The organism is Cupriavidus sp. D384 (assembly GCF_001652915.1).
GTDB lineage: Bacteria > Pseudomonadota > Gammaproteobacteria > Burkholderiales > Burkholderiaceae > Cupriavidus.
In genome coordinates this window covers 42,041-61,530 of record NZ_BBQI01000126.1, presented here as the reverse complement: position 1 = coordinate 61,530, position 19,490 = coordinate 42,041, and the positions used below count along the sequence as shown (strand labels likewise).

General features: G+C 66.7%; 18 protein-coding genes. 9 read left to right on the top strand and 9 right to left on the bottom strand.

The features are described from left to right. The first annotated feature begins 106 nt into the window (after nt 1–106). The 4 genes from A9J21_RS27695 (at nt 107) to A9J21_RS27680 (ending at nt 3,517) form a co-directional block, all read left to right on the top strand. The gene (locus A9J21_RS27695; RefSeq protein ID WP_082926649.1) at nt 107–955 is read left to right on the top strand and encodes an IclR family transcriptional regulator; all 849 of its coding nucleotides are present in this window, start codon (nt 107–109) and stop codon (nt 953–955) included. An 86-nt stretch (nt 956–1,041) separates the two neighbouring features. Then, nucleotides 1,042–2,070 carry a peptidase U32 family protein gene (locus A9J21_RS27690; protein ID WP_066741373.1) on the top strand — a complete coding sequence of 343 codons (1,029 nt, stop codon included), beginning with the start codon at nt 1,042–1,044 and terminating at the stop codon, nt 2,068–2,070. Between the two features lie 71 nt (nt 2,071–2,141). Continuing rightward, a complete protein-coding gene (locus A9J21_RS27685; RefSeq protein WP_066741372.1) occupies nt 2,142–3,068 on the top strand; it encodes a U32 family peptidase in 927 nt (308 codons plus the stop codon). Then, nucleotides 3,065–3,517, top strand: coding sequence for an SCP2 domain-containing protein (locus A9J21_RS27680; protein ID WP_066741371.1), 453 nt, complete (start codon nt 3,065–3,067; stop codon nt 3,515–3,517). Before A9J21_RS27685 ends, A9J21_RS27680 begins: the two co-directional genes overlap by 4 nt. Before the next feature lie 6 nt (nt 3,518–3,523). Here the strand turns inward: A9J21_RS27680 and A9J21_RS27675 are convergent, their stop codons facing one another. Both A9J21_RS27675 and A9J21_RS27670 read right to left on the bottom strand, forming a co-directional pair. Continuing rightward, nucleotides 3,524–4,522 (bottom strand): Lrp/AsnC family transcriptional regulator, encoded by a 999-nt coding sequence (locus tag A9J21_RS27675; RefSeq protein ID WP_066741436.1) that lies wholly within the window; start codon nt 4,520–4,522, stop codon nt 3,524–3,526. A 157-nt stretch (nt 4,523–4,679) separates the two neighbouring features. Next, complete coding sequence (locus A9J21_RS27670; protein ID WP_066741369.1) at nt 4,680–5,912, bottom strand: MFS transporter; 1,233 nt, start codon at nt 5,910–5,912, stop codon at nt 4,680–4,682. 130 nt (nt 5,913–6,042) lie between these two features. On the opposite strand from A9J21_RS27670, the gene A9J21_RS27665 reads away from it, so the two are divergent. After that, nucleotides 6,043–6,972 carry a LysR family transcriptional regulator gene (locus A9J21_RS27665; RefSeq protein WP_066741367.1) on the top strand — a complete coding sequence of 310 codons (930 nt, stop codon included), beginning with the start codon at nt 6,043–6,045 and terminating at the stop codon, nt 6,970–6,972. Nucleotides 6,973–7,231: 259 nt separating this feature from the next. After that, nucleotides 7,232–7,819, top strand: coding sequence for a hypothetical protein (locus tag A9J21_RS27660; RefSeq protein ID WP_231907066.1), 588 nt, complete (start codon nt 7,232–7,234; stop codon nt 7,817–7,819). A 28-nt stretch (nt 7,820–7,847) separates the two neighbouring features. Here the strand turns inward: A9J21_RS27660 and A9J21_RS27655 are convergent, their stop codons facing one another. Both A9J21_RS27655 and A9J21_RS27650 read right to left on the bottom strand, forming a co-directional pair. After that, nucleotides 7,848–8,165, bottom strand: a complete 318-nt coding sequence (locus A9J21_RS27655) for an H-NS histone family protein (RefSeq protein WP_066741363.1) — start codon at nt 8,163–8,165, stop codon at nt 7,848–7,850. Between the two features lie 752 nt (nt 8,166–8,917). Beyond that, nucleotides 8,918–10,300, bottom strand: a complete 1,383-nt coding sequence (locus tag A9J21_RS27650) for an NCS2 family permease (RefSeq protein ID WP_066741361.1) — start codon at nt 10,298–10,300, stop codon at nt 8,918–8,920. Nucleotides 10,301–10,778: 478 nt separating this feature from the next. On the opposite strand from A9J21_RS27650, the gene A9J21_RS27645 reads away from it, so the two are divergent. Next, nucleotides 10,779–11,741, top strand: coding sequence for a chemotaxis protein (locus tag A9J21_RS27645; RefSeq protein ID WP_066741359.1), 963 nt, complete (start codon nt 10,779–10,781; stop codon nt 11,739–11,741). A gap of 387 nt (nt 11,742–12,128) precedes the next feature. On the opposite strand, the gene A9J21_RS27640 is transcribed toward A9J21_RS27645, so the two are convergent. The 5 genes from A9J21_RS27640 to A9J21_RS27620 all read right to left on the bottom strand — a co-directional run bounded on the left by A9J21_RS27640 (nt 12,129) and on the right by A9J21_RS27620 (nt 17,323). Continuing rightward, entirely contained in the window at nt 12,129–12,785 is a 657-nt protein-coding gene (locus tag A9J21_RS27640) for a peroxiredoxin (RefSeq protein WP_066741357.1), read from the bottom strand. A gap of 153 nt (nt 12,786–12,938) precedes the next feature. Further along, nucleotides 12,939–14,072, bottom strand: a complete 1,134-nt coding sequence (locus tag A9J21_RS27635; RefSeq protein ID WP_066741355.1) for a dihydrolipoamide acetyltransferase family protein — start codon at nt 14,070–14,072, stop codon at nt 12,939–12,941. A 23-nt stretch (nt 14,073–14,095) separates the two neighbouring features. Then, nucleotides 14,096–15,076: an alpha-ketoacid dehydrogenase subunit beta gene (locus A9J21_RS27630; protein ID WP_066741353.1), complete on the bottom strand. Its 981-nt coding sequence runs from the start codon at nt 15,074–15,076 to the stop codon at nt 14,096–14,098. Beyond that, nucleotides 15,069–16,160: a pyruvate dehydrogenase (acetyl-transferring) E1 component subunit alpha gene (pdhA, locus tag A9J21_RS27625; protein ID WP_066741351.1), complete on the bottom strand. Its 1,092-nt coding sequence runs from the start codon at nt 16,158–16,160 to the stop codon at nt 15,069–15,071. Before pdhA ends, A9J21_RS27630 begins: the two co-directional genes overlap by 8 nt. A 179-nt stretch (nt 16,161–16,339) precedes the next feature. Beyond that, the gene (locus A9J21_RS27620; protein ID WP_066741349.1) at nt 16,340–17,323 is read right to left on the bottom strand and encodes an aliphatic sulfonate ABC transporter substrate-binding protein; all 984 of its coding nucleotides are present in this window, start codon (nt 17,321–17,323) and stop codon (nt 16,340–16,342) included. Nucleotides 17,324–17,531: 208 nt separating this feature from the next. On the opposite strand from A9J21_RS27620, the gene A9J21_RS27615 reads away from it, so the two are divergent. Together A9J21_RS27615 and A9J21_RS27610 are read left to right on the top strand one after the other, a co-directional pair. Then, on the top strand, nt 17,532–18,410 hold the full coding sequence (locus A9J21_RS27615) for a TauD/TfdA family dioxygenase (RefSeq protein ID WP_066741347.1): 879 nt from the start codon (nt 17,532–17,534) through the stop codon (nt 18,408–18,410). Nucleotides 18,411–18,452: 42 nt separating this feature from the next. Continuing rightward, complete coding sequence (locus A9J21_RS27610) at nt 18,453–19,490, top strand: ABC transporter substrate-binding protein (RefSeq protein WP_066741342.1); 1,038 nt, start codon at nt 18,453–18,455, stop codon at nt 19,488–19,490.

Sequence of the window (19,490 nt, the reverse complement as noted above, 5' to 3'; positions counted from 1 at the left end):
CGCCCATGCCGGGGAGACCGCCAGTAGTGGCCGGTGTTCCGCTGGCGCTGGGGTGTACGGCTCAGGTTCGCGCCGTTTGCCTCGCCTGTCACAGTTGAAACTGCCCATGCCGAAATCCGCCTACGCCACTTCAGCAGACCCCGACGCCCCCGGCGGTGCCGGGAACCGGCCCACGTCGCCCGCCGTGGTACGCGCCGTGCAGGTGCTGGATGCCATCGCCGCGTCGCCCGATCCGCTGACGCTGGCCGACCTGACCCGGCTGACCGGGGCGCCCAAGAGTTCGCTGCATGGCATGTGCGACACGCTTGTCCAGCTGCAGCTGGTCAAGCGGACGCCCGGCGGGGCGATGGCGCTCGGGCCGCACGTCATGACCTGGGCCAGCGCATTCCTGGCCCAGACTCAGATCACCGAGGAATTTCGCGCGCTGTGGGACGAGACCGATGCGTTCCACGACGCCACGGTCACCCTGTCGATGCTGGAGGGCGACGAAGTGGTCTATCTGGCCTGCCAGAACGGCGACCGTCCGCTGGGCGTGACCTTCCGCATCGGCATGCGCCTGCCGGCGCCGTACACGGCCACGGGCAAGGCCATGCTCAGCACGATGGCTGCGGCCGATGTGCAGCGGCTGTTTGCCGATGGCCTGCCGCCGCCACTCACGCGCGCCAGCGTGGCTTCGGCAGCGGCACTGACCAGCGAATTGCAGCAGGTGCGCGCGGTGGGCTACTCGGTCGACAACGGCCAGATGCGCGAAGGCATGACCTGCTTCGGTGCGCCGGTGTTCGATGCCCAGTCGGCCCGTGCGACCGGTGCCATTGCAGTCAGCTACCTGACCAGCGAGATCGACGCCGCCACCGGCGAGCGCATCGGGCAGCAGGTACGCGCGCTGGCCGACCGGCTGTCGGCCAGGCTGGGTGCGCCGGCATCGGCAATGGCGATTGCGCCGGCGGCGCGTTGATCCCTCTCAACGTTTGCGTAGGGTCAAAGGCCCATTCTCGTTGAATCGCTAGGATCCGGAAGTTCCCCTTCCCGGATCATCACGCGATGACACAATCTACGGCGAACCCCGTTCGCCGCCCCCAACTGGTAGCGCCGGCCGGATCGCTGGCGGCGCTGCGCATGGCGCTCCAGCACGGCGCCGACGCGGTCTACCTGGGCCTGCGCGATGCCACCAACGCGCGCAACTTTGGCGGCCTGAACTTCAGCGAAGACGATATCCGCACCGGCGTGGCCGAAGCGCACGCGCGCGGCGCCGAGGTGCTGTTTGCCATCAACACGTTTGCCCAGATGGGGCATGTCGAGCGCTGGCACCACGCCGTGGATGCCGCTGCCGCCCTGGGTGCCGACGCCGTGATCATGGCCGATGCCGGGTTGATCGCCTATGCCGCCAGACGGCACCCGTCGCTGCGCATCCACCTTTCGGTACAGGGTTCCGCCACGCATGCCGACGCCATCGAACTGATGCGCAAACAGTTCGGCATCCGCCGCGTGGTGCTGCCCCGGGTACTGTCCGTGCCCCAGATTGCGCGGCTGGCGAAGCAGACCGACGTCGAACTGGAAGTCTTTGGCTTTGGCAGCCTGTGCGTGATGGCCGAGGGCCGCTGCCTGCTGTCGTCTTACGCCACGGGCGATTCGCCCAACAACAAGGGCGTCTGCTCGCCGGCCCACGCCGTACGTTGGGACGAGCACGACGGCACGATGCACGCGCGGCTGTCGGGCATCCTGATCGACAGCTATGCCCCGGGCGAGCCGGCCGGCTATCCCACGCTGTGCAAGGGCCGGTTCACGGTGGAGGACGAACGCGGCTACGTGCTGGAAGAGCCCACCAGCCTCAATGCGGTCTCGCTGCTACCGTCGCTGATCGATATTGGCATCGCGGCCATCAAGATCGAGGGCCGCCAGCGCAGCCCGCGCTATGTGGCCGATGTGGTGGGCGTGCTGCGCGCCGCCATCGACGACGCCTGCCGCGACCCGAAACGCTTTGTCCCGCGCCAGGACTGGCAGGCCACGCTGGGCCGCCATGCCGAGGGCGACCAGGTGACGCAGGGCGCGTACGACCGACCCTGGCGGTAAATCCATTCTCCCGGGCGGACTGGCACAGCCTGTCCGCGCTCACCGAATACCTGCCCAATTCCGGTTCCAACATGGCAACAACTACCCCACTGAATCCCGAGCCGATCCGCATCGCGCTCGGTCCGCTGTTGTACTACTGGCCGCGCACGGCGGTGCTGGAGTTCTATGCATCGATCGTGGACACCGCCGTCGAGCGTGTCTATCTGGGAGAGGCCGTCTGCACGCGCCGGCACGAGATGCGCCTGGCCGACTGGATCGAGGTGGCGCAGATGCTGCGCGATGCCGGCAAGCAGGTGGTGCTGTCCACGCCGGTGCTGGTGGAGTCGGACAGCGATATCGCGGTGATGCGCCGGGTCTGCGCACAGGAGGACTTTCTCGTGGAGGCCAATGACCTGGGCGCCGTGCATGGCATGGCCGGGCGGCCCTTTATCGGCGGCCCGCACCTGAATGTCTATCACGCGGACACGCTGGCCTGGCTGGCCGGACTGGGCGCGCAGGGATGCGTGGTGCCGGTGGAGATGGATGGCGCGACGATGGCGGCCTTGGCGGCGGCCCGCCCGGCGGGGCTGGCGCTGGAGGCGATGGTCTGGGGGCGCATGCCGCTGGCGTTTTCGGCGCGCTGCTTTACGGCGCGGCATCATCGGCTGCGCAAGGACGCCTGCGAATTCCGCTGCATCGACTATCCCGACGGCCTCGTGGCCAGGACCGCCGAAGGCCAGGATTTCTTTACGCTCAACGGCATCCAGACGCAGTCGGCCACCTGCCTGGACCTGTGCGCGCAAGTGCCGCAGATGGCCGCAGCTGGCATCGAATATGCCCGTATCAGTCCGCATGCCACAGGTACGCTCGAAGCGATTGCCCATCTCGATGCGATCCGGCGCGGAGAACGCGTGGCCTCGCCAGGTACCGTGATGCCGGCCGGTGCGGCACCCAGCAATGGCTACTGGAGCGGCAAGCCGGGCATTCACTGGCTGTCGCAGGAAGGGGCCGCCGCATGACGATACTGAAATCGATGATGACGCGCGTGCATCGGCATATGCCCGCGCCGATGCGCGCCGCACCGCTGGTCGTGGCACTGGAGGCCATGCGTCGCGCAGGCTGGATGGAGCCGCCGGCCGCGCTGGATGGCCGCACGTTTTCGCTGACGGTTGACGATGTGGGGCTGGAGGTGCGCTTCCAGTGTGCCAATGGCCGCTTCCTGCCGGGCCCGTTCGATGGTCAGGAAACCGACCTGACGCTGCACGCGGCGGCGTTGAGCTACCTGCGGCTGATCAGCGGCGATGCCGACACCGATACGCTGTTTTTCCAGCGCCGTCTGTCGATTCGCGGCGACACGGCGCTGGGGCTGGAAGTCAAGTATTGGCTCGATGCAGCGCCGCGGCCCGAGTGGCTGGGCACACTCGCGCAGCGGCTGTCGCTGTTGTTCCCCGAGCCGCGCGGCGCCTGAATCGAATCAGAACTCGGGCATGGCGCCCCCGAAACGGGTGCCGCGCTGCTTGTAGCACTGGCTGGCCTGCAGCACCGCGCACGGCGCGTCGGCCAGCCCGCCCACGGCGTCGAAGCGCGCCAGCGTGTTGTGCAGTTCATTGGCGCTGCGGGCGTGGATCATCGCAAACAGGTTGTACTGCCACGCGGGCAGCCGGCGCGTACGCCGGAAACACATGGTGACGTGCGGCACATGGGCGAGCCGCAGGCCGACCGCATCCACCCGTGCATCGGGCACGTTCCAGACACACATCACATTGTGGGTATAGCCGAAGGGCCGATGCCGCAGGATGGCGCCAAAGCGGCGGATCACGCCCGCGCTGCGCCATCTTGCCAGCCGTGCCAGCGTTTCTGACAGTGCCAGTCCGGTGCGCCGCGCAAGCGCGTGATACGGCTGCGGTGTCAGCGTCAGGCCGGATTCCAGCGCGGCGGCCAGCCGCCAGTCTGCTTCATCGAGATCGGGCCGCACCGGGGTATTCAACACCTGAGATGGCTGCAGCGGCGCGCGGCGCGCGCTGCGGGTCACGCCCAGCGGCAGGCCCAGGTCGGTGCGGTATTCGCGTTCCAGGGGCAGGTCGATGGGCCGCTGGCCGATATCGTTGGCAAGGCGGGCCAGCACGCCATCGAGCGTGGGACGGTCTCGCGCGCCGGCCACGAACCAGAGGTTGTAGCGATGGCCGTCGCGTGCATGGCTCTGGCTGATATCGGGATCGCCATTGATACGCTCGACCACGCGGTCGATGCGTGCCGGCGGTATCGATAACGCGGCCACGGTGCTGGCGCCGATGGTGTTGGGCGCAAAGACGGCGCCGATGCGGCTGATGCGCCCGTTGCCGACGTCGCGGGCCAGCAGGCTGAGCAGGGCGTGCTCCGAAAGATCAAAGGCTTCGCCAGCGGCCTGGTAGGGTCGCGTGTGCAGCGGGAAGTCGTCCTGGATGCGGTTATAGAGGTCGTTTTCGTCGAACATGGCGTCGTACATGGCGAGCGGGGTGTTTTGCTATCGGAACTGTGCGAGAGGGATGCACAGGGTCGATGCGCAGGCGCCATGTATTGCGACGAACCAGAGCACGCCCGCAGCATGCGGGCATGATCGTGAAGTTCGGTCGCGGCCTTGTTGACGGTTATCAAGCAGGATCGAGATGGTACGCCCCGGGTTTGCCCGATGCGCTGCGCTCCATGCGCACGGCCAGCAGGGCGATGCCCAACGCCGCCAACGGGGCGATGGCCGCGATCCACGGCAGGGACTGCAGGCCGGGCCCGTGGTCCACCACCGCGCCACCCAGCCATGCGCCGAGTCCGTTGCCCAGATTGAAGGCCGCGATGTTGAAGCTCGACGCCAGGTTCTGGCCCGCGCCCTGGGCGTGGCGCAGCACGCGCAGCTGCAGCGGCGACACCGTCGAGAAGGCCGCGATGCCCAGTACGCCGACAAAGACCACGACTGCCAGATGGTTGTGCACCGACAGCGTCATGCTCGCCAGCACCACCGTCAGCGCCAGCAGCGCGCCAAGCAGGGCGCCGGTGGGGCGGCGGTCGGCCATGCGTCCGCCGAGGATATTGCCGATGATCATGCCGCCGCCAAACAGCAGCAGGATCGGCGACACCGCGCTTTCGGCAAAGCCCGTGACACGCGTCAGCAGCGGCTGGATATAGGTGATGACGGCAAAAGTGCCAAGCGCCTGCAGCACGGTCATCAGCAGGCCCAGCAGCACCTGCGGGCGGCCGATGGTCTTCAGTTCGTCGACCAGCCGCACGGGAGCGGTGTCGTCACGGCTGGTCTTCACCAGCAGCGCGATCACCGTCAGCGACACCAGCCCGATTGCCGTCATGGCCCAGAACGTGGAGCGCCAGCCAAACTGCAGGCCCAGCCACGCGCCGGCCGGCATGCCGAGCAGCGTCGCCAGCGTCAGCCCGGAGAACATCACCGAAATGGCCGAAGCACGACGGTTGGCCGGCACCAGGCCCGTGGCGACCACGGCGCCCACGCCAAAGAACGTGCCGTGCGTGAGCGACGTCACCACGCGGGCAATCATCAGCGTGGTGTAGTCGGGCGCCAGCGCGCAGGCAGCGTTGCCAACGGTGTAGATGATCATCAGCGCCATCAGCACCGCCTTGCGGGGCATGCGGCGGGTCAGCAGCGTCAGCACGGGCGCGCCGGCAAAGACGCCAAGCGCGTAGCCCGACACCAGCATGCCGGCCGAGGCGATGGTCACGCCGAGGTCGGCCGACACCTGCAGCAGCAGGCCCATGATGACGAACTCCGCGCAACCGATGCCAAATGACCCGGCGGTCAGGGCATACAGGGCCGCGGGCATCCGCGTGCGCGGGCCGGCGTTGGGGGTGGAAGGGGGCGCAGCCATGGCAATTTCTCCAGTGGGAGCCGGCTCAAGGCCGACGGTTGGATGGCAGGAAAGGCCGAAGTGTCGGTCTTTTCCATCTTCTGAAAAACGGGCAATATCCATAATCAGTTTCAAGATTTTGTTGAGAATCATGGATCGCATTGCAGACATCGGACTATTTCTTCGGGTGCTGGACCAGGGGTCGATCAGCGCGGCGGCGCGTAGCCTGGACATCTCGGTGGCGGTGGCCAGCCAGCGCCTGCAGCGGCTGGAGCGCGATCTCGGGGTCCGGTTGCTGCATCGCACCACGCGCCGCCTGCACGCAACGCCGGAAGGCGCGGTGCTGGCCGAGCAGGGGCGGGCGCTGGTGGAAGACCTGGAGGCGCTGTCGGGCTCGTTGCGGCAATCGGGCTCCGGCATCACTGGCACGCTGCGCGTGACCACCTCGGCGTCGTTCGGGCGCCAGTACGTATCGCCTCTGCTGACGGAATTCCTGCGCCGCTATCCCGGGGTCAATGTCAGCGTGCACCTGACCGACCACGTGCTGGATCTGGTCAGCAGCGGCTTCGATCTTGCCATTCGCATCGGATCGCTCGAGGACTCCACGCTGGTGGCCCGCAAGCTGGCGGACAACCAGCGTCTGCTATGCGCATCGCCCGATTACCTGCGCGAGCACGGTTCGCCCAGTACCCCGCAGGACCTGGCCCGGCATCAGTGCCTGGTGTTGGTCGGTGCGCAGGGGCGGTCGGATGTCTGGCGTTTCGACGATGGCAAGGGCGGCGAGATCGCGGTGCGGGTGCGCGGCAGGGTCGAGGCCAATACCGGCGAGCTGCTGGCCGATGCGGCGCTGGCGGGATTCGGGATCGCCATGCATTCCACATGGCATGTCTGTGATGACCTGAGGTCGGGCCGGCTGGTGCAGGTACTGCCTGACCATCCCATTGCCGTCACGGGCATCTACGCGGTGATGCCGCAGCGCCGGCTGGTGCCCCCGCGCGTGCGGGCGTTCGTGGACTTCCTGGCCGAGCACTGGAGCGTGGCGCCGCCCGGCATGCCGGACTTGGGTTCGGCGCGAACCTGACCTAGAGTCCTTTGTTGCGGCCGTGTGTCGGGAAGCGGTTTGCGCGGCGGGGTGGTTGCCTAATTCTTGGGCAGTCCGGTGCGATGCCGCACAGACTGGGCCTCGGCGGGTCGGGATGGCAGGATATCCACAGAAACTGTGGATATCCCCAACGTGGTCCAGCCCACGTCCGCGCGGCCGCTGAAAGGCTATGCTCTGGCACCAACCTCGGTCAACTGTCAGCTTCGCGTCCGCTATGTGCAGGATTCCGCTTGCCGCCGTGCCTGTTGCCGTCGCCCTGGCCTTGCCGCTGGGGGGCTGCGTGTCATATTACCGCGTTCCGTCAGACGTGCCCTATGCCAGCGTACGCCTGATGACCAGTACCGACGACCGGACGACCTTCAACGTGCTGGACCCAGCGAAGTGTCCATCGCCGCGTCCGCAGGTGCTGGCCGGCATGGGCAAGCAGCTGGCATCGATGGGGCGCGACTCGACGCTGGACATGGCCGGTATTCCGCCGGAGCCGCCGTCGCGCACGCGCGAGCGCAAGGTCCTGCCCGGCAAGCGAATTTATGTCGCGGTGACGTCGTACGCCGCGCCGCCGGCCGACGATGCGCGCTGCGCGGCAGGGGTGTCGTTCGTCCCGCAGGTCAGCGGGCAATATGAGATCCGGTATATGCGCGACGACGCCGCCACGCAATGCACGGCGCGCGTGTTGCGGCTGCAGCCGGATGCGGACGGGGGGGCAACGGTGGTGCAGGAGCCTACGCAGCAGGGGTTCAGGGCGCTGAGGCCGGAATACCTGTGCGATGCCGGAGCAGGGGGAGTACCGAAGGCTGGGACGGGGGCAGGAGCGGGGACGCGCTAAGCGGCGCGTCCCGCGAATCCATGCAGGATCAGGCCTGTTCGATCAGGAAGCGCTCGGGGCGCTTGCCCAGCCATGCCGGTGCACGGCCGCGGCCCGACCAGGTCTTGCCGGTCTTCGGGTCGCGATACTTGGGCGGCAGGGCCGACGCCGCCGGCTTGCGTGCCGCACCACTACCGGCCGGACGACCGCGACGGCGTTTCGGGGCGATATCTTCGGCGGTCAGATCATAATCGGCCATCAGTTGGCGAATCTGCTCGATCACGCTGGCCACCTCATTGGCGCGCACTTCGCTGAGCTTTGCTTCCAGTGCTTCTTTTTCAGCCAGCAGTTGCTTGTAAGTTGGCATTTCTGGATCCCCGTTCAGATTGGCGGCGCGTTGCGTACGGCTGCAATGCGATCCGCATAACAAAAATATTACAAGAATTATCCGAAAAAGCACGATTCAAACGCGAATTCAAACGTGAAACGCAACAAAATCGTGACCTGGTTGGCACCATGTCAGCATGCCATCCCGCCTTCTTATCGGATTGTTCCTGATTGCTTTGGCACCGGCTCGGCATTTTGCCAGTGGCGCAGGTCCGCATCCTAACCAGAATCGGTAATCGGAAGCAACCTCGTGGCGCCGAATATTCGTAAATCCGCCGATATGCCGTCCCGAAAAATCGATGGCGATTTTTACCCGGCGAAGGCGGTGGCTTCCATTCGGAATTTGCGCACAATGGACCCGGCAACTTGCATTGTTGTCAGCAATGATATTTTTGTTACGCTTTCGGGGGCGGGATTCCGGAACCTGGTGCCGAATGGCGCTGCCAAATAGCCCCTGTCCAATTGGGACTGACGGCAGGGTTGGGAAACTTGATCCGATATGTCACGCAGGCGGATTCACCGCAGCCTGGATTTTCCCGTCGACGGGATAGCGATGACACGCGCGCCGTGCCATTAAAAAAAGCCCCCGGGGGAAAGTCCCGAGGGCCTGGAAATCCACCGGTTATCCCAGGTGGAGGAGACTTCGCTGGTGCCGCCACGGCAATCGATGGCAATCGATGCCAATCGACCGGCGACGGCACGCTATCGGGTAATCGGGGCGTGGCCGTCTGTTCAGATGGCCCAGCCTCCTGCATAGAAAGCGGCCAGCGCCACTGCAATGGCCACGGTGCCGACATTGAGCTTGCGCCATTCGCCCGCGACGATGCGGCCGATAACCAGCGTGCAGAAGCCGAGCATGATGCCGGTGACGATATTGCAGGTCAGCACGATGAACACGGCGCAGACCAGGCCGGACAGCGAGTCGACCATGTCATCCATGTGAAGGCGCGACACGCTGGACAGCATCAGCAGGCCCACGTACATCAGCGCGGGCGCCGTGGCGTACGACGGCACCAGGCCGGCCAGTGGCGAGAAGAACATCACCGCCAGGAACAGCAGGCCGACGGTGACGGCAGCCAGGCCGGTGCGCGCGCCAGCGGCCACGCCAACGGTGGATTCGATATAGGCCGCAGCCGGTGCGCCGCCAAAGCATGCCGAGAAGATCGAGCTGACCGAGTCGGCCGTCAGTGCGCGGCCGCCGTTGTGAATGCGGCCGGTGGCGTCGAGCTGGTTGGCCTGGCCGGCCACGGCGCGGATCGTGCCGGTGGCATCGAAGACCGCGGTCATCACCAGTGCCAGCACGCTGGGCAGCACGGCGGCCGACAGCGCGCCGCGAATGTCCATGGTGCCGATCAGAGACGCGTGCCCCGGTGCGGACAGCGACGGCAGCGCGAACACGCCGGTGTACTTCACCGCCGGGTCGAACAACAGGCCCAGCGCGGAGATCGCGACGATCACCAGCAGGATGCCGCCCGGCACGCGGCGGCGCTCCAGCCCGAAGATCGCGGCCAGGCCCAGCACGGACATCATCACCGGGAACGCCGTGATGTGGCCCAGCGCCACCGGCAGTCCGGGGCCGGGGTTCTTCACTACCAGGCCCACGTCATTGGATGCGATCAGCAACAGGAACAGGCCGATGCCGATACCCGCGCCGTGTGCCACGCCAGCAGGCAGGTTGCGCAGGATCCACGAGCGCACGCCGGTCACCGAGATGGCCGTGAACACCACGCCCATCAGGAATACCGCACCAAGCGCCACGGCGGGCGACAGCTTCTGGCCCAGCACCAGGCCGAAGGCCATGAAGGCCGTCAGCGAAATGGCGCAGCCGATGGCAATCGGCAGCCTGGCCCACAGGCCCATCAGCAGCGAGCCGAATGCCGTGGTCAGGCAGACGGCCACGAACACGGCACTGGTGTCGAAGCCTGCCTTGCCCAGCATCCCGGGCACGACGAACACGGCATAGACCATCGCCATGAAGGTGGTCACGCCAGCCAGCACCTCGCGGCGCTGCGTGCTGCCGCGTGAACTGATCTCGAAATACTGGTCGAGCTTGCCGCTGGCCTGCGGCGGCGCAGCGTCCACGTCCGTTACGGACGGATACGGCTGTTCGATCATGGTCTGTCTCCTTGCAGGGGCGCTGCGCGCGTCCGCGTACGGATCGGGCGTCAGCCTCGTCTCACGTGGTTCCGGGTGTGCGAGGGCGGAGTTCCCGTTGGCATCGGCAAGGGGTGCGGGTGTCTCGTTCCTCGGTGTCCGGCCACTCGGGCCGGGTGCCGGTCCACTGCCTCTGACGGGCGGGATCCGGCGAGGCTCAAAGGTAGGCGAGCCATCCGCCATGTTCATCATTGGTGCGACATGCGGAACATGCCGTCGACCGAATAACCACGGCTGGCCGGTGCCTGGAACGGCTCAGGGATTTCCCTCAATGGCCTGCCGGCACACTGTATCGGCGCTGAAGTGCAGTCACGGAGGCCACCGATGCGTCACAACGGGGGCCGGTGGCGCATGTCAGGCTAAAGGTCACGGCTGGGGCGCCGATAGCCCCTTGGCAACACCCATATCCACACATACCGAGCCGAAGCGGAGCCAGAGCATGACCAGCGCGATGAGAGACATCGACGAGCGCACCAACCTGACCAACAACAACCAGTTCGAGTTGCTGTTGTTCCGACTTGGCGATGCGACGCATAGCGGACAGTCCGAACTGTTCGGCATCAACGTTTTCAAGGTCCGGGAAATCCTGGTCATGCCGCCGGTCACCACGGTGGTGGGGGCCGAGCCGTCGATCCTGGGCATGGCCGACATCCGCGGCCAGGTGATTCCGGTCATCGACCTGCCGCGCCTGCTGGAATGCTCGCCGAAGTCGGGCCTGAACATCATGCTGGTGACCGAGTATGCACGTTCGACCCAGGGCTTTGCGGTCGAGGCCGTCGAAGAGATCGTACGACTGGACTGGAGCCAGGTGATCTCGGCCGAGAACAGCGTCAAGGGCGGGCTGGTGACCAGCATCGCCAAGCTCGATGTCGGCGGCGACAACCCGCGCCTGGTGCAGGTGCTGGATGTCGAGCAGATCCTGCGCGACGTACTGCCGACCCGCCAGCCGGACGTCGACCCCGCCACGGTGGGCCCGCAACTGAACCTGCGCCCGGGCAGCAAGATTCTGTGCGCCGACGACTCGGCGCTGGCGCGCGGCCTGATCGAAAACGGCCTGAAGGCGATGGGCGTGCAGGTGGTGATGACCAAGACCGGGCAGGAAGCCTGGGAGATGCTGGGGCAGATCGCCGAACTGACGGCCAGCCAGGGCCGGCCGATCCGCGACGAAGTGGCGCTGGTGCTGACCGACCTGGAAATGCCCGAGATGGACGGCTTCACGCTGACGCGCAAGATCAAGGCCGATGCACGGCTGAAGTCGCTGCCGGTGATCATCCACTCGTCGCTGTCGGGCGAGGCCAGCGAGGAACACGTCCGCAAGGTGGGCGCAGACGCCTACGTGTCGAAATTCCTGGCAAAGGACCTGGCCGATACGATCCGCGGCGTGCTGGCGCGGCATCCGTAACGCGCGTTGGCGCCGCTGGATATCCCCTCTCCCGCGAAACGGCAGAGGGGCCAGGGAAGCGGGCGCAGCAATTCGAATTGCAACCGGCCGCATCTTGAGCGGCCATCCCTTCTGCCCCGACCCCTCTCCCACAAGTGGGCGAGGGGATTCTCTTTTTCACGTCCTGCAGCGCCCTGCATAAATCGTCGCCGAAGGCAATAAATCCCCCGCACCGGCATTTGCCCAAAAAAAAGGCAGTCCAGCTCCCCTCAATGCTGGCGCGGGTTTGCGGGCTGTCAAGAGGGCGATTATCCACGCAACCTGTGGATAGTTCCACAGGCCAGATGGACTAACTCAAACAGGTATACCGCACCGGGCACTCATCCTGATGAGTGACTCCGGACTGATTTACTTCGGTTGCGCCACCGTACGCAGATACGGCTTCAGCGTCTTGAATCCGTCCGGATATTTTTTCTTCGCATCTTCATCGGAAACCGATGTGGGGATAATCACGTCGTCGCCGGGTTTCCAGTTCACGGGCGTGGCGACCGTGTGCTTGGCGTTGAGCTGCAGCGAATCGAGCAGGCGCAGTACCTCGTCGAAATTGCGGCCGGCGCTCATGGGATAGACCAGCATGGCCTTGATCTTCTTGTCGGGGCCGATCCAGAACACCGAGCGGATCGTGGCGTTGTCCACGGCGGTGCGAGGGCCGCCGCCGCTGGCCTCGGGGTGGATCATGTCGTAGAGCTTGGCTACCGCCAGGTCGTGGTCGCCGATCATCGGGTAGTTCACCGCGGTGCCCTGCGTTTCCTCGATGTCCTTGGCCCAGCGCGAATGGTCGCCCACGGGGTCGATCGACAGGCCGATGATCTTGGTATTGCGCTTGTCGAACTCGGGCTTCAGCTTGGCCATGTAGCCCAGTTCGGTGGTGCAGACCGGCGTGAAATCCTTCGGATGCGAGAACAGGATGGCCCAGCTGTCGCCGATCCATTCGTGGAAGTTGATCTTGCCCTCGGTGGTCTCTGCGGTGAAATCCGGGGCGGTCTCGCCAATGCGGATGGCCATGGTCTGGCTCCTTCAGGGTGGAATGCAGTGATGGATGGGAGGTCCGGCACGCGCGGTAGCCGTCGCGCCGGGGCTATCCAGTATAGGAACAGCCGGTGACGAATGCGCTCCTGCCGATGGCGGAAGCTTGCCCGGTATCGCGTGCGTCACTCCCTAGTCCGGGCGCTCCAGGTCGGCGATGACCGCCCGCAGGAAGCGCGCCGCCTCGCCGCCGGTGACCACGCGATGGTCGAACGTCAGCGACAGCGGCATCACGCGATGCACGGCGGGGAGCCCCCCGGCGGCCACCACTTCGTCACGGATGCGGCCGGCGCCCAGGATGGCTACCGTGGGCGGCACCACGATCGGTGCTGCATAGCGGCCGGCAATCATGCCGAAGTTCGACAGCGTGATGGTATTGCCGCGCATTTCCTCGGGGGCGATGGTACGCGCCTTGATGTCGGCCCGCATGCGGTCCAGCCCGTTGCGCAGGTCGGCCGCATCGCGCTTGCCCACGTTGCGCAGCACCGGCACGAACAGCCCTTCGGGCAGGTCCGCCGCGATGCCCACGTCGATGCGTTCCAGCAGGTGACGGCGGCCGGTGCGGCCTTCGTACCAGGCATTCAGCGCGGGCTCGGCCCGTACCCCGGCCACCAGTGCCCGTACCAGGCGGATCGTGATGTCATGCCCGCTGGCCGTGGTGCCCACGGTTTGCCAGGCGTGCAGGTCGGCGTCGTCCATGACCGTGGCCGCCGCAACCTCGCTTTGCGCCCGGGCCATGTTCTGGGCCATGGCACGCCGCACGCCGCGCACCACTTCGGCGGGGCCGATCTCCGCCAGCGTCGTGGCCACCCGCTGCACGTCGGTGGCGGTGATCACGCCGTCGCGGCCCGACGGCGTCACCATGGCAAGGTCCACCGACAGCTTGCGCGCCAGCGCGCGCACCGCGGGCGTGGCCTTGAGGCCATGGCCGCCCTGGATGCCGGTGGCCCCCACGCGCGTCTCGCCTTCGCGCACCACGTGGGTGCCCACCTTGACGTTGCCGACCACGGTGCCCGCATCGTCGGCCGCGCCGGCGCCCTCGAAGCCCACCAGCGGGGCGCCCAGGTGGACGATGTCTCCGGGCTGCGCGAACAGCTTCGACACCTGCCCGCCGAACGGCGACGGGATTTCGACGATGGCCTTGGCGGTTTCCACCGACAGCAGCGGCTGGTCGGCCTGGATGGTATCGCCGGGTTTCACGTGCCACGTCACGATCTCGGCTTCCTGCAGGCCTTCGCCCAGGTCGGGCAGCTTGAAGATCCGCATCGTTGTCTCCTGGTTGGCTGTGCCTAGCCGGCGTCGAGCGCGCGCCGCGCCGCATCCACGATCTGCGCCACCGACGGCAGGTAGCTGTGCTCCAGCCGTGCCAGCGGCACCACGGTGTCGTAGCCGGTCACGCGCTGCACCGGCGCGCTGAGCGAATAGAGCCCGGCATCGGCCAGGTTCGCGGCGATCTCGGCCCCGACACCGGCCGTGCGCGGGGCCTCGTGCACGATCACGCAGCGGCCGCTCTGTGCCACCGATTCCAGGATGGTCTCCATGTCCAGCGGCTTGAGCGTGGCGACGTCGATCACGGCCGCGGAGATGCCATCGTCGGCCAGCTGGTCGGCGGCGGCCAGGGTTTCCTGCACCATGGCGCCCCAGCTGACCAATGTGATATCTGTGCCGTCGCGCAGCGTGAAGCAGGCATCGAGCGGCAGCGCCTCGCCGGTGTCCTCCACCTCCTGCCGGAACAGGCGATAGAGCCGGGTTGGCTCGAAGAAGATCACGGGATCGGGGTCGCGGATGGCGGCCAGCAGCAGGCCATAGGCGCGGGCCGGCGACGATGGCATGACCACGCGCAGCCCCGGAATATGCGCGAACAGCGCCTCGGGGCTTTCGGAATGGTGCTCGGGCGCGTGGATGCCGGCGCCGCTGGGCGCGCGTACCACCAGCGGGCAGCTGAGCCGGCCGCGGGTGCGATGCCGCAGGTGCCCGGCGTGGTTCAGGATGTTGTCGATGGCCGGATAGATAAAGCCCGCGAACTGGATCTCGGCCACCGGCTTGAGCCCCATCGCCGCCATGCCGATGGCCGCGCCGACGATGCCGCCCTCGGCCAGCGGCGTGTCGACGACGCGCGCCTCGCCAAAGCGCTGCTGCAGGCCGACCGTCGAGCGGAACACGCCGCCGTTGACGCCGATGTCCTCGCCCAGCAGCACCACGTCGGGGTCGTGCTCCAGCGCGTGGGCCAGCGCCAGGTTGACCGCCTCCACCATATGCAGTTCAGCCATGATCCGTCTCCCGGTGCGGTGCGGCGTAGCGTTGCGCGGTGTCGAGCTGGTCGGCCATCGCTGCCGGCAGCGTCTCGTAGAGGCAATCGAACATGGCCGAGACATCGGGGTGGGGCAGCTGCAGGTAGGCCTCGACGGCGGCGCCCACGGCCTGCTGGCATTCGCGGATCAGCGCTTCCTCGTGCCCGGCATCCCAGGCGCCCACGCTTGCCAGGTAGTCGCGCAACCGTTTGACGGGCTCGTGCTGCCAGGCCTCCTTGACCGTGGCGTCGTCTCTATAGCGCGACGCATCGTCGGCCGTGGTGTGGTCGCCCAGCCGGTAGGTTACGGCCTCGATCAGCGCCGGGCCGGCGCCGTCGCGCGCCCGTTCGATGGCGTCGCCCACGCGCACGCGCACGGCAATCACGTCGTTGCCATCCACCTGCTCGCCGGGAATGCCGGCTGCGATGGCCTTCTGCGCCAGCGTGGCGGCCGCCGTCTGCCTGGCGCGTGGCATCGAGATGGCCCACTGGTTGTTGTTGATGACGATCACCAGCGGCGCCTGCCATGCGCCGGCCATGTTCATGCCTTCGTAGAACGCCCCGTTGGACGTGCCGCCGTCACCGATGATGCATACCGCCACGCGCGGCTGCCGGCGCAGCTTGAATGCATAGGCCACGCCGGCCGCATGGCCGACCTGCGTGCCGATGGGCACGCAATTGCCGAAGTCGTGCGGCACTGCCGCAAATCCGCTGCCCCGTTCGTCGCCACCCCAGTACAGCAGGCTCTCCGTCATCGTGACGCCGCGCACAAACTGCGCGGCGTGATCGCGATAGGACGGTATCAGTACGTCATCGGGCCGCATGGCCGTGGCAACCCCCACGCCGATGGCCTCCTGGCCCAGCGCCGACGCAAACGTGCCGATCTGGCCCGTACGCTGCATGGCGACGGCCTTGAGGTCGAACTGCCGGGTGAGCACCATGGCGCGATACAGCGGCAGCAGGGCGGCCGGGTCGCGGGCGAAGGCGGGAAGGTCCGGGGCGGGCGTGCCCTCGGGGGAGAGGTAGCGGGTAAAGCCGATGTCAAAGCGCGCAACAGTGCCCATGTGGTGGTCCCCTTGTGGTTCGCTGTGTCCTGTGCGGCGCAGCATCTTGTGGACGCTGCTGCCTTCGACTATAGGGCACGGAACAGGGGTTGGGGCGTGCGGTGGCGCACGGCGTCAAGCTTGACAGTTGTCTCGCGCTCTCCCGCGGAAAGGGCGCGGGGAAAAGCTCCCCCTTCAACTTACGCCGGCTTCCACACCGGCGATGCGGCCACGGTGACCTTGCGCGGCAGGATGGCCTGGCTGGCGAACGCATCGGCGATGCGCTGCTGTTCGTCGAGCGCGGCGGCGTCCACGGGCTGCACCTGGTAGGTGCGGCGTGCGTTGGCGGCTTCGACGGTGGCGGCGTCAAGGCCGATCAGCGGCGCATGCCATGCGGCGGCCTCGGCGGGGTTGGCCTTGACCCATTCGCCCGCGCGCCGCAGTTCGGCATAGACCGTCGCCAGCACGTCGGGCCGGCGCTTGGCATACGGGGTGGCGGCCAGGTAGAAGCGCCGGTAGCTCGACAGTTTCGCACCGTCGCGCAGGATGCGCGCATTGGCCTGGCGCTGCACCGCTGCCAGGAACGGGTCCCAGATCACCCAGGCGGCCACGCTGCCGCGCTCGAACGCCGCGCGGGCATCGGCCGGTGTCAGGTACGCGGGTTCGATGTCGCGCATCGACAAGCCCGCTTCGTTCAGTGCTTCCAGCAGCAGGTAGTGCGCACCGGCACCCTTCGAGAACGCCACGCGCTGGCCCTTGAGCTGCGCGACCGAGCGGATCGACGAATCGTGCCGTACCACGATGGCCTGTGCGGTGGGCGACGGCGATTCGATGGCGTAGTACGTCATGCTGGCGCCGGCCGCCAGCGCGAACGGCGGCACGGCATCGGCCACGTCGGCGGTGAGGTCGAGGTTGCCGACGTTGAGCGATTCCAGCAGCGGCAGCCCCGACGTGAATTCGTGCCATTGCACGCCGACCTTGCGCGGCGCCAGCGCCTGCTCCAGTACCTGCCGCGACTTCAGCCAGATCATCAGCGTCGACGACTTCTGGTAGCCGATGCGCAGCGTCTCGGGCGTGTCGGCGGCCAGCGCTGCGGTTGTCGTGATGGCAGGCGCGACGGCGGCGCCCAGGCTGGCCATGCCGCCCAGCACGATGCGCCGGCGGGTGGTGTTGGGGGATGACATTGCGGCTTCCTTCGAAAGAACCAATCTGTCAGCGTAAGGAACCCGGCACGGCACGGGAACGAAGGAAAGTGCGCTTGCTTATGCGGAAGCTGCGCCACGGCACCCATATGCGCTGGCCGTATAACGGCGCGCGATTTGATTCGTTGTGTGCGGCTTCGAGGCTCCCTAGAGTGCAAGGCTTGTGCTTCCCCCAAGGCCATGAATTGCCATGACGATTGCCGCCGTAGATACCGCGCAGGATTTCGAGATCCGACCGCTGGATGCCGCACTCGGTGCGGAAGTGATCGGGCTCGATCTCGATCAGCCACTGTCCGCCGAAGACTTCCGGCGCATCCACCGCGCCCACCTGGATCACCACGTAGTGGTGTTCCGCGACCAACGCATCACACCGGCCCAGCAGATTGCGTTCAGCCGCCGCTTTGGCCCGCTGCAGATCCACGTGCTGCACCAGTTCCAGCTGGCCGACCACCCTGAAATCCTGATCGTGTCCAACGTGCTGAAGGACGGCAAGCCGATCGGGCTTGGCGACGCGGGCCATTTCTGGCACTCGGACCTGTCGTACAAGGAAACGCCGAGCCTGGGATCGCTGCTCCATGCCATCGATCTGCCGGCCGAAGGCGGCGACACGCTCTTTGCCAACATGCACGCCGCATACGATGGACTGCCGGCGGCGCTGAAGCAGAAGATCGAAGGGCTGACCGCCGAGCACACCTACCTGGCGCGCTACGCCGAACTGCAGAAGCGCAGCCCTTGGCGGCCGAACCTGACGCCGGAGCAGATCGCGCAGGTCAAGCCCGTGGTGCATCCGGTGGTGCGCACCCATCCGGAAACCGGTCGCCGCGCGCTGTTCGTCAGCGAGCATTTCACGACGAAGATCGTCGGCCTGCCCGACGACGAAAGCCGTGCGCTGCTCGACGCGCTGTTCGCGCACAGCGTGCAGCCCGAGTACGTCTATCGCCACCAGTGGCGCCAGCACGACCTGGTGTTCTGGGACAACCGCTCGCTGCTGCATCTGGCGGCCGGCACGCCCGACCATCTGCGCCGCGTGATGTTTCGCACCACGATCGAAGGCGATACGCCGTTCTAAGTCTGTTCCCAATTCAATTCCAGCGTCCCCGGAGTCTTTTGCATGTCAGTCCGCAAGTCAGTTCTATCGTTTGCCACCCCCTTTGCACGCCGAGCCTCGCTGGCCGTCCTGACGGCCGGTCTGGCGCTGACCGGCACCGCGCACGCGGAGGGCAAAATCCGCATTGCCGAGCAGTTTGGCGTGGTCTACCTGCTGTTGAACGTGGCGCGTGACCAGCAGCTGATCGAGAAACACGGCAAGCAGCAGGGCGTTGACGTCAAGGTGGAATGGACGCAGCTGTCGGGCGGATCGGCGGTCAACGACGCGCTGCTGTCCGGTGCCATCGATATCGCCGGTGCTGGCGTGGGCCCGTTGCTGACGCTATGGGACCGCACGCACGGCCGCCAGAACGTGAAGGGCGTGGCATCGCTGGGCAACTTCCCGTACTACCTGGTCTCGAACAATCCCAAGGTGAAGTCGATTGCCGATTTCTCGGACAAGGACCGCATTGCGCTGCCGGCGGTGACCGTGTCGGTGCAGTCGCGCGTGCTGCAGTTTGCGGCGGCCAGGCAGTGGGGCGACAAGGAATTCAACCGGCTCGACAAATGGACCGTGGCCGTGCCGCACCCCGACGCCGCCGCGGCGATCATCGCGGGCGGCACCGAGATCACCGGGCACTTTGGCAACCCGCCGTTCCAGGAGCAGGAACTGGCCGGCAACCCGAATGCGCGCATCGTGCTGAACTCGTATGACGTGCTCGGCGGCCCAAGCTCGGCCACGGTGCTGTACGCCACCGAGAAATTCCGCAACGAGAACCCGAAGACCTATCGCGCGTTTGTCGATGCGCTGGCCGAGGCCGCCGCATTCGCGACCAGGGACCCCGAAGCCGCCGCCGACCTCTACATCCGCGTGAACAAGGCGAAAATTGATCGCGCGCTGCTGGTGAAGATCCTCAGGAACCCGCAGGTGCAGTTCAAGGTCACGCCGCAGAACACCTATCCACTGGCCGATTTCATGCATCGCGTGGGCGCCATCAAGAACCGCCCGGCATCCTGGCAGGACTACTTCTTCCAGGACCCGGCCACCGCGCAGGGGAGCTGA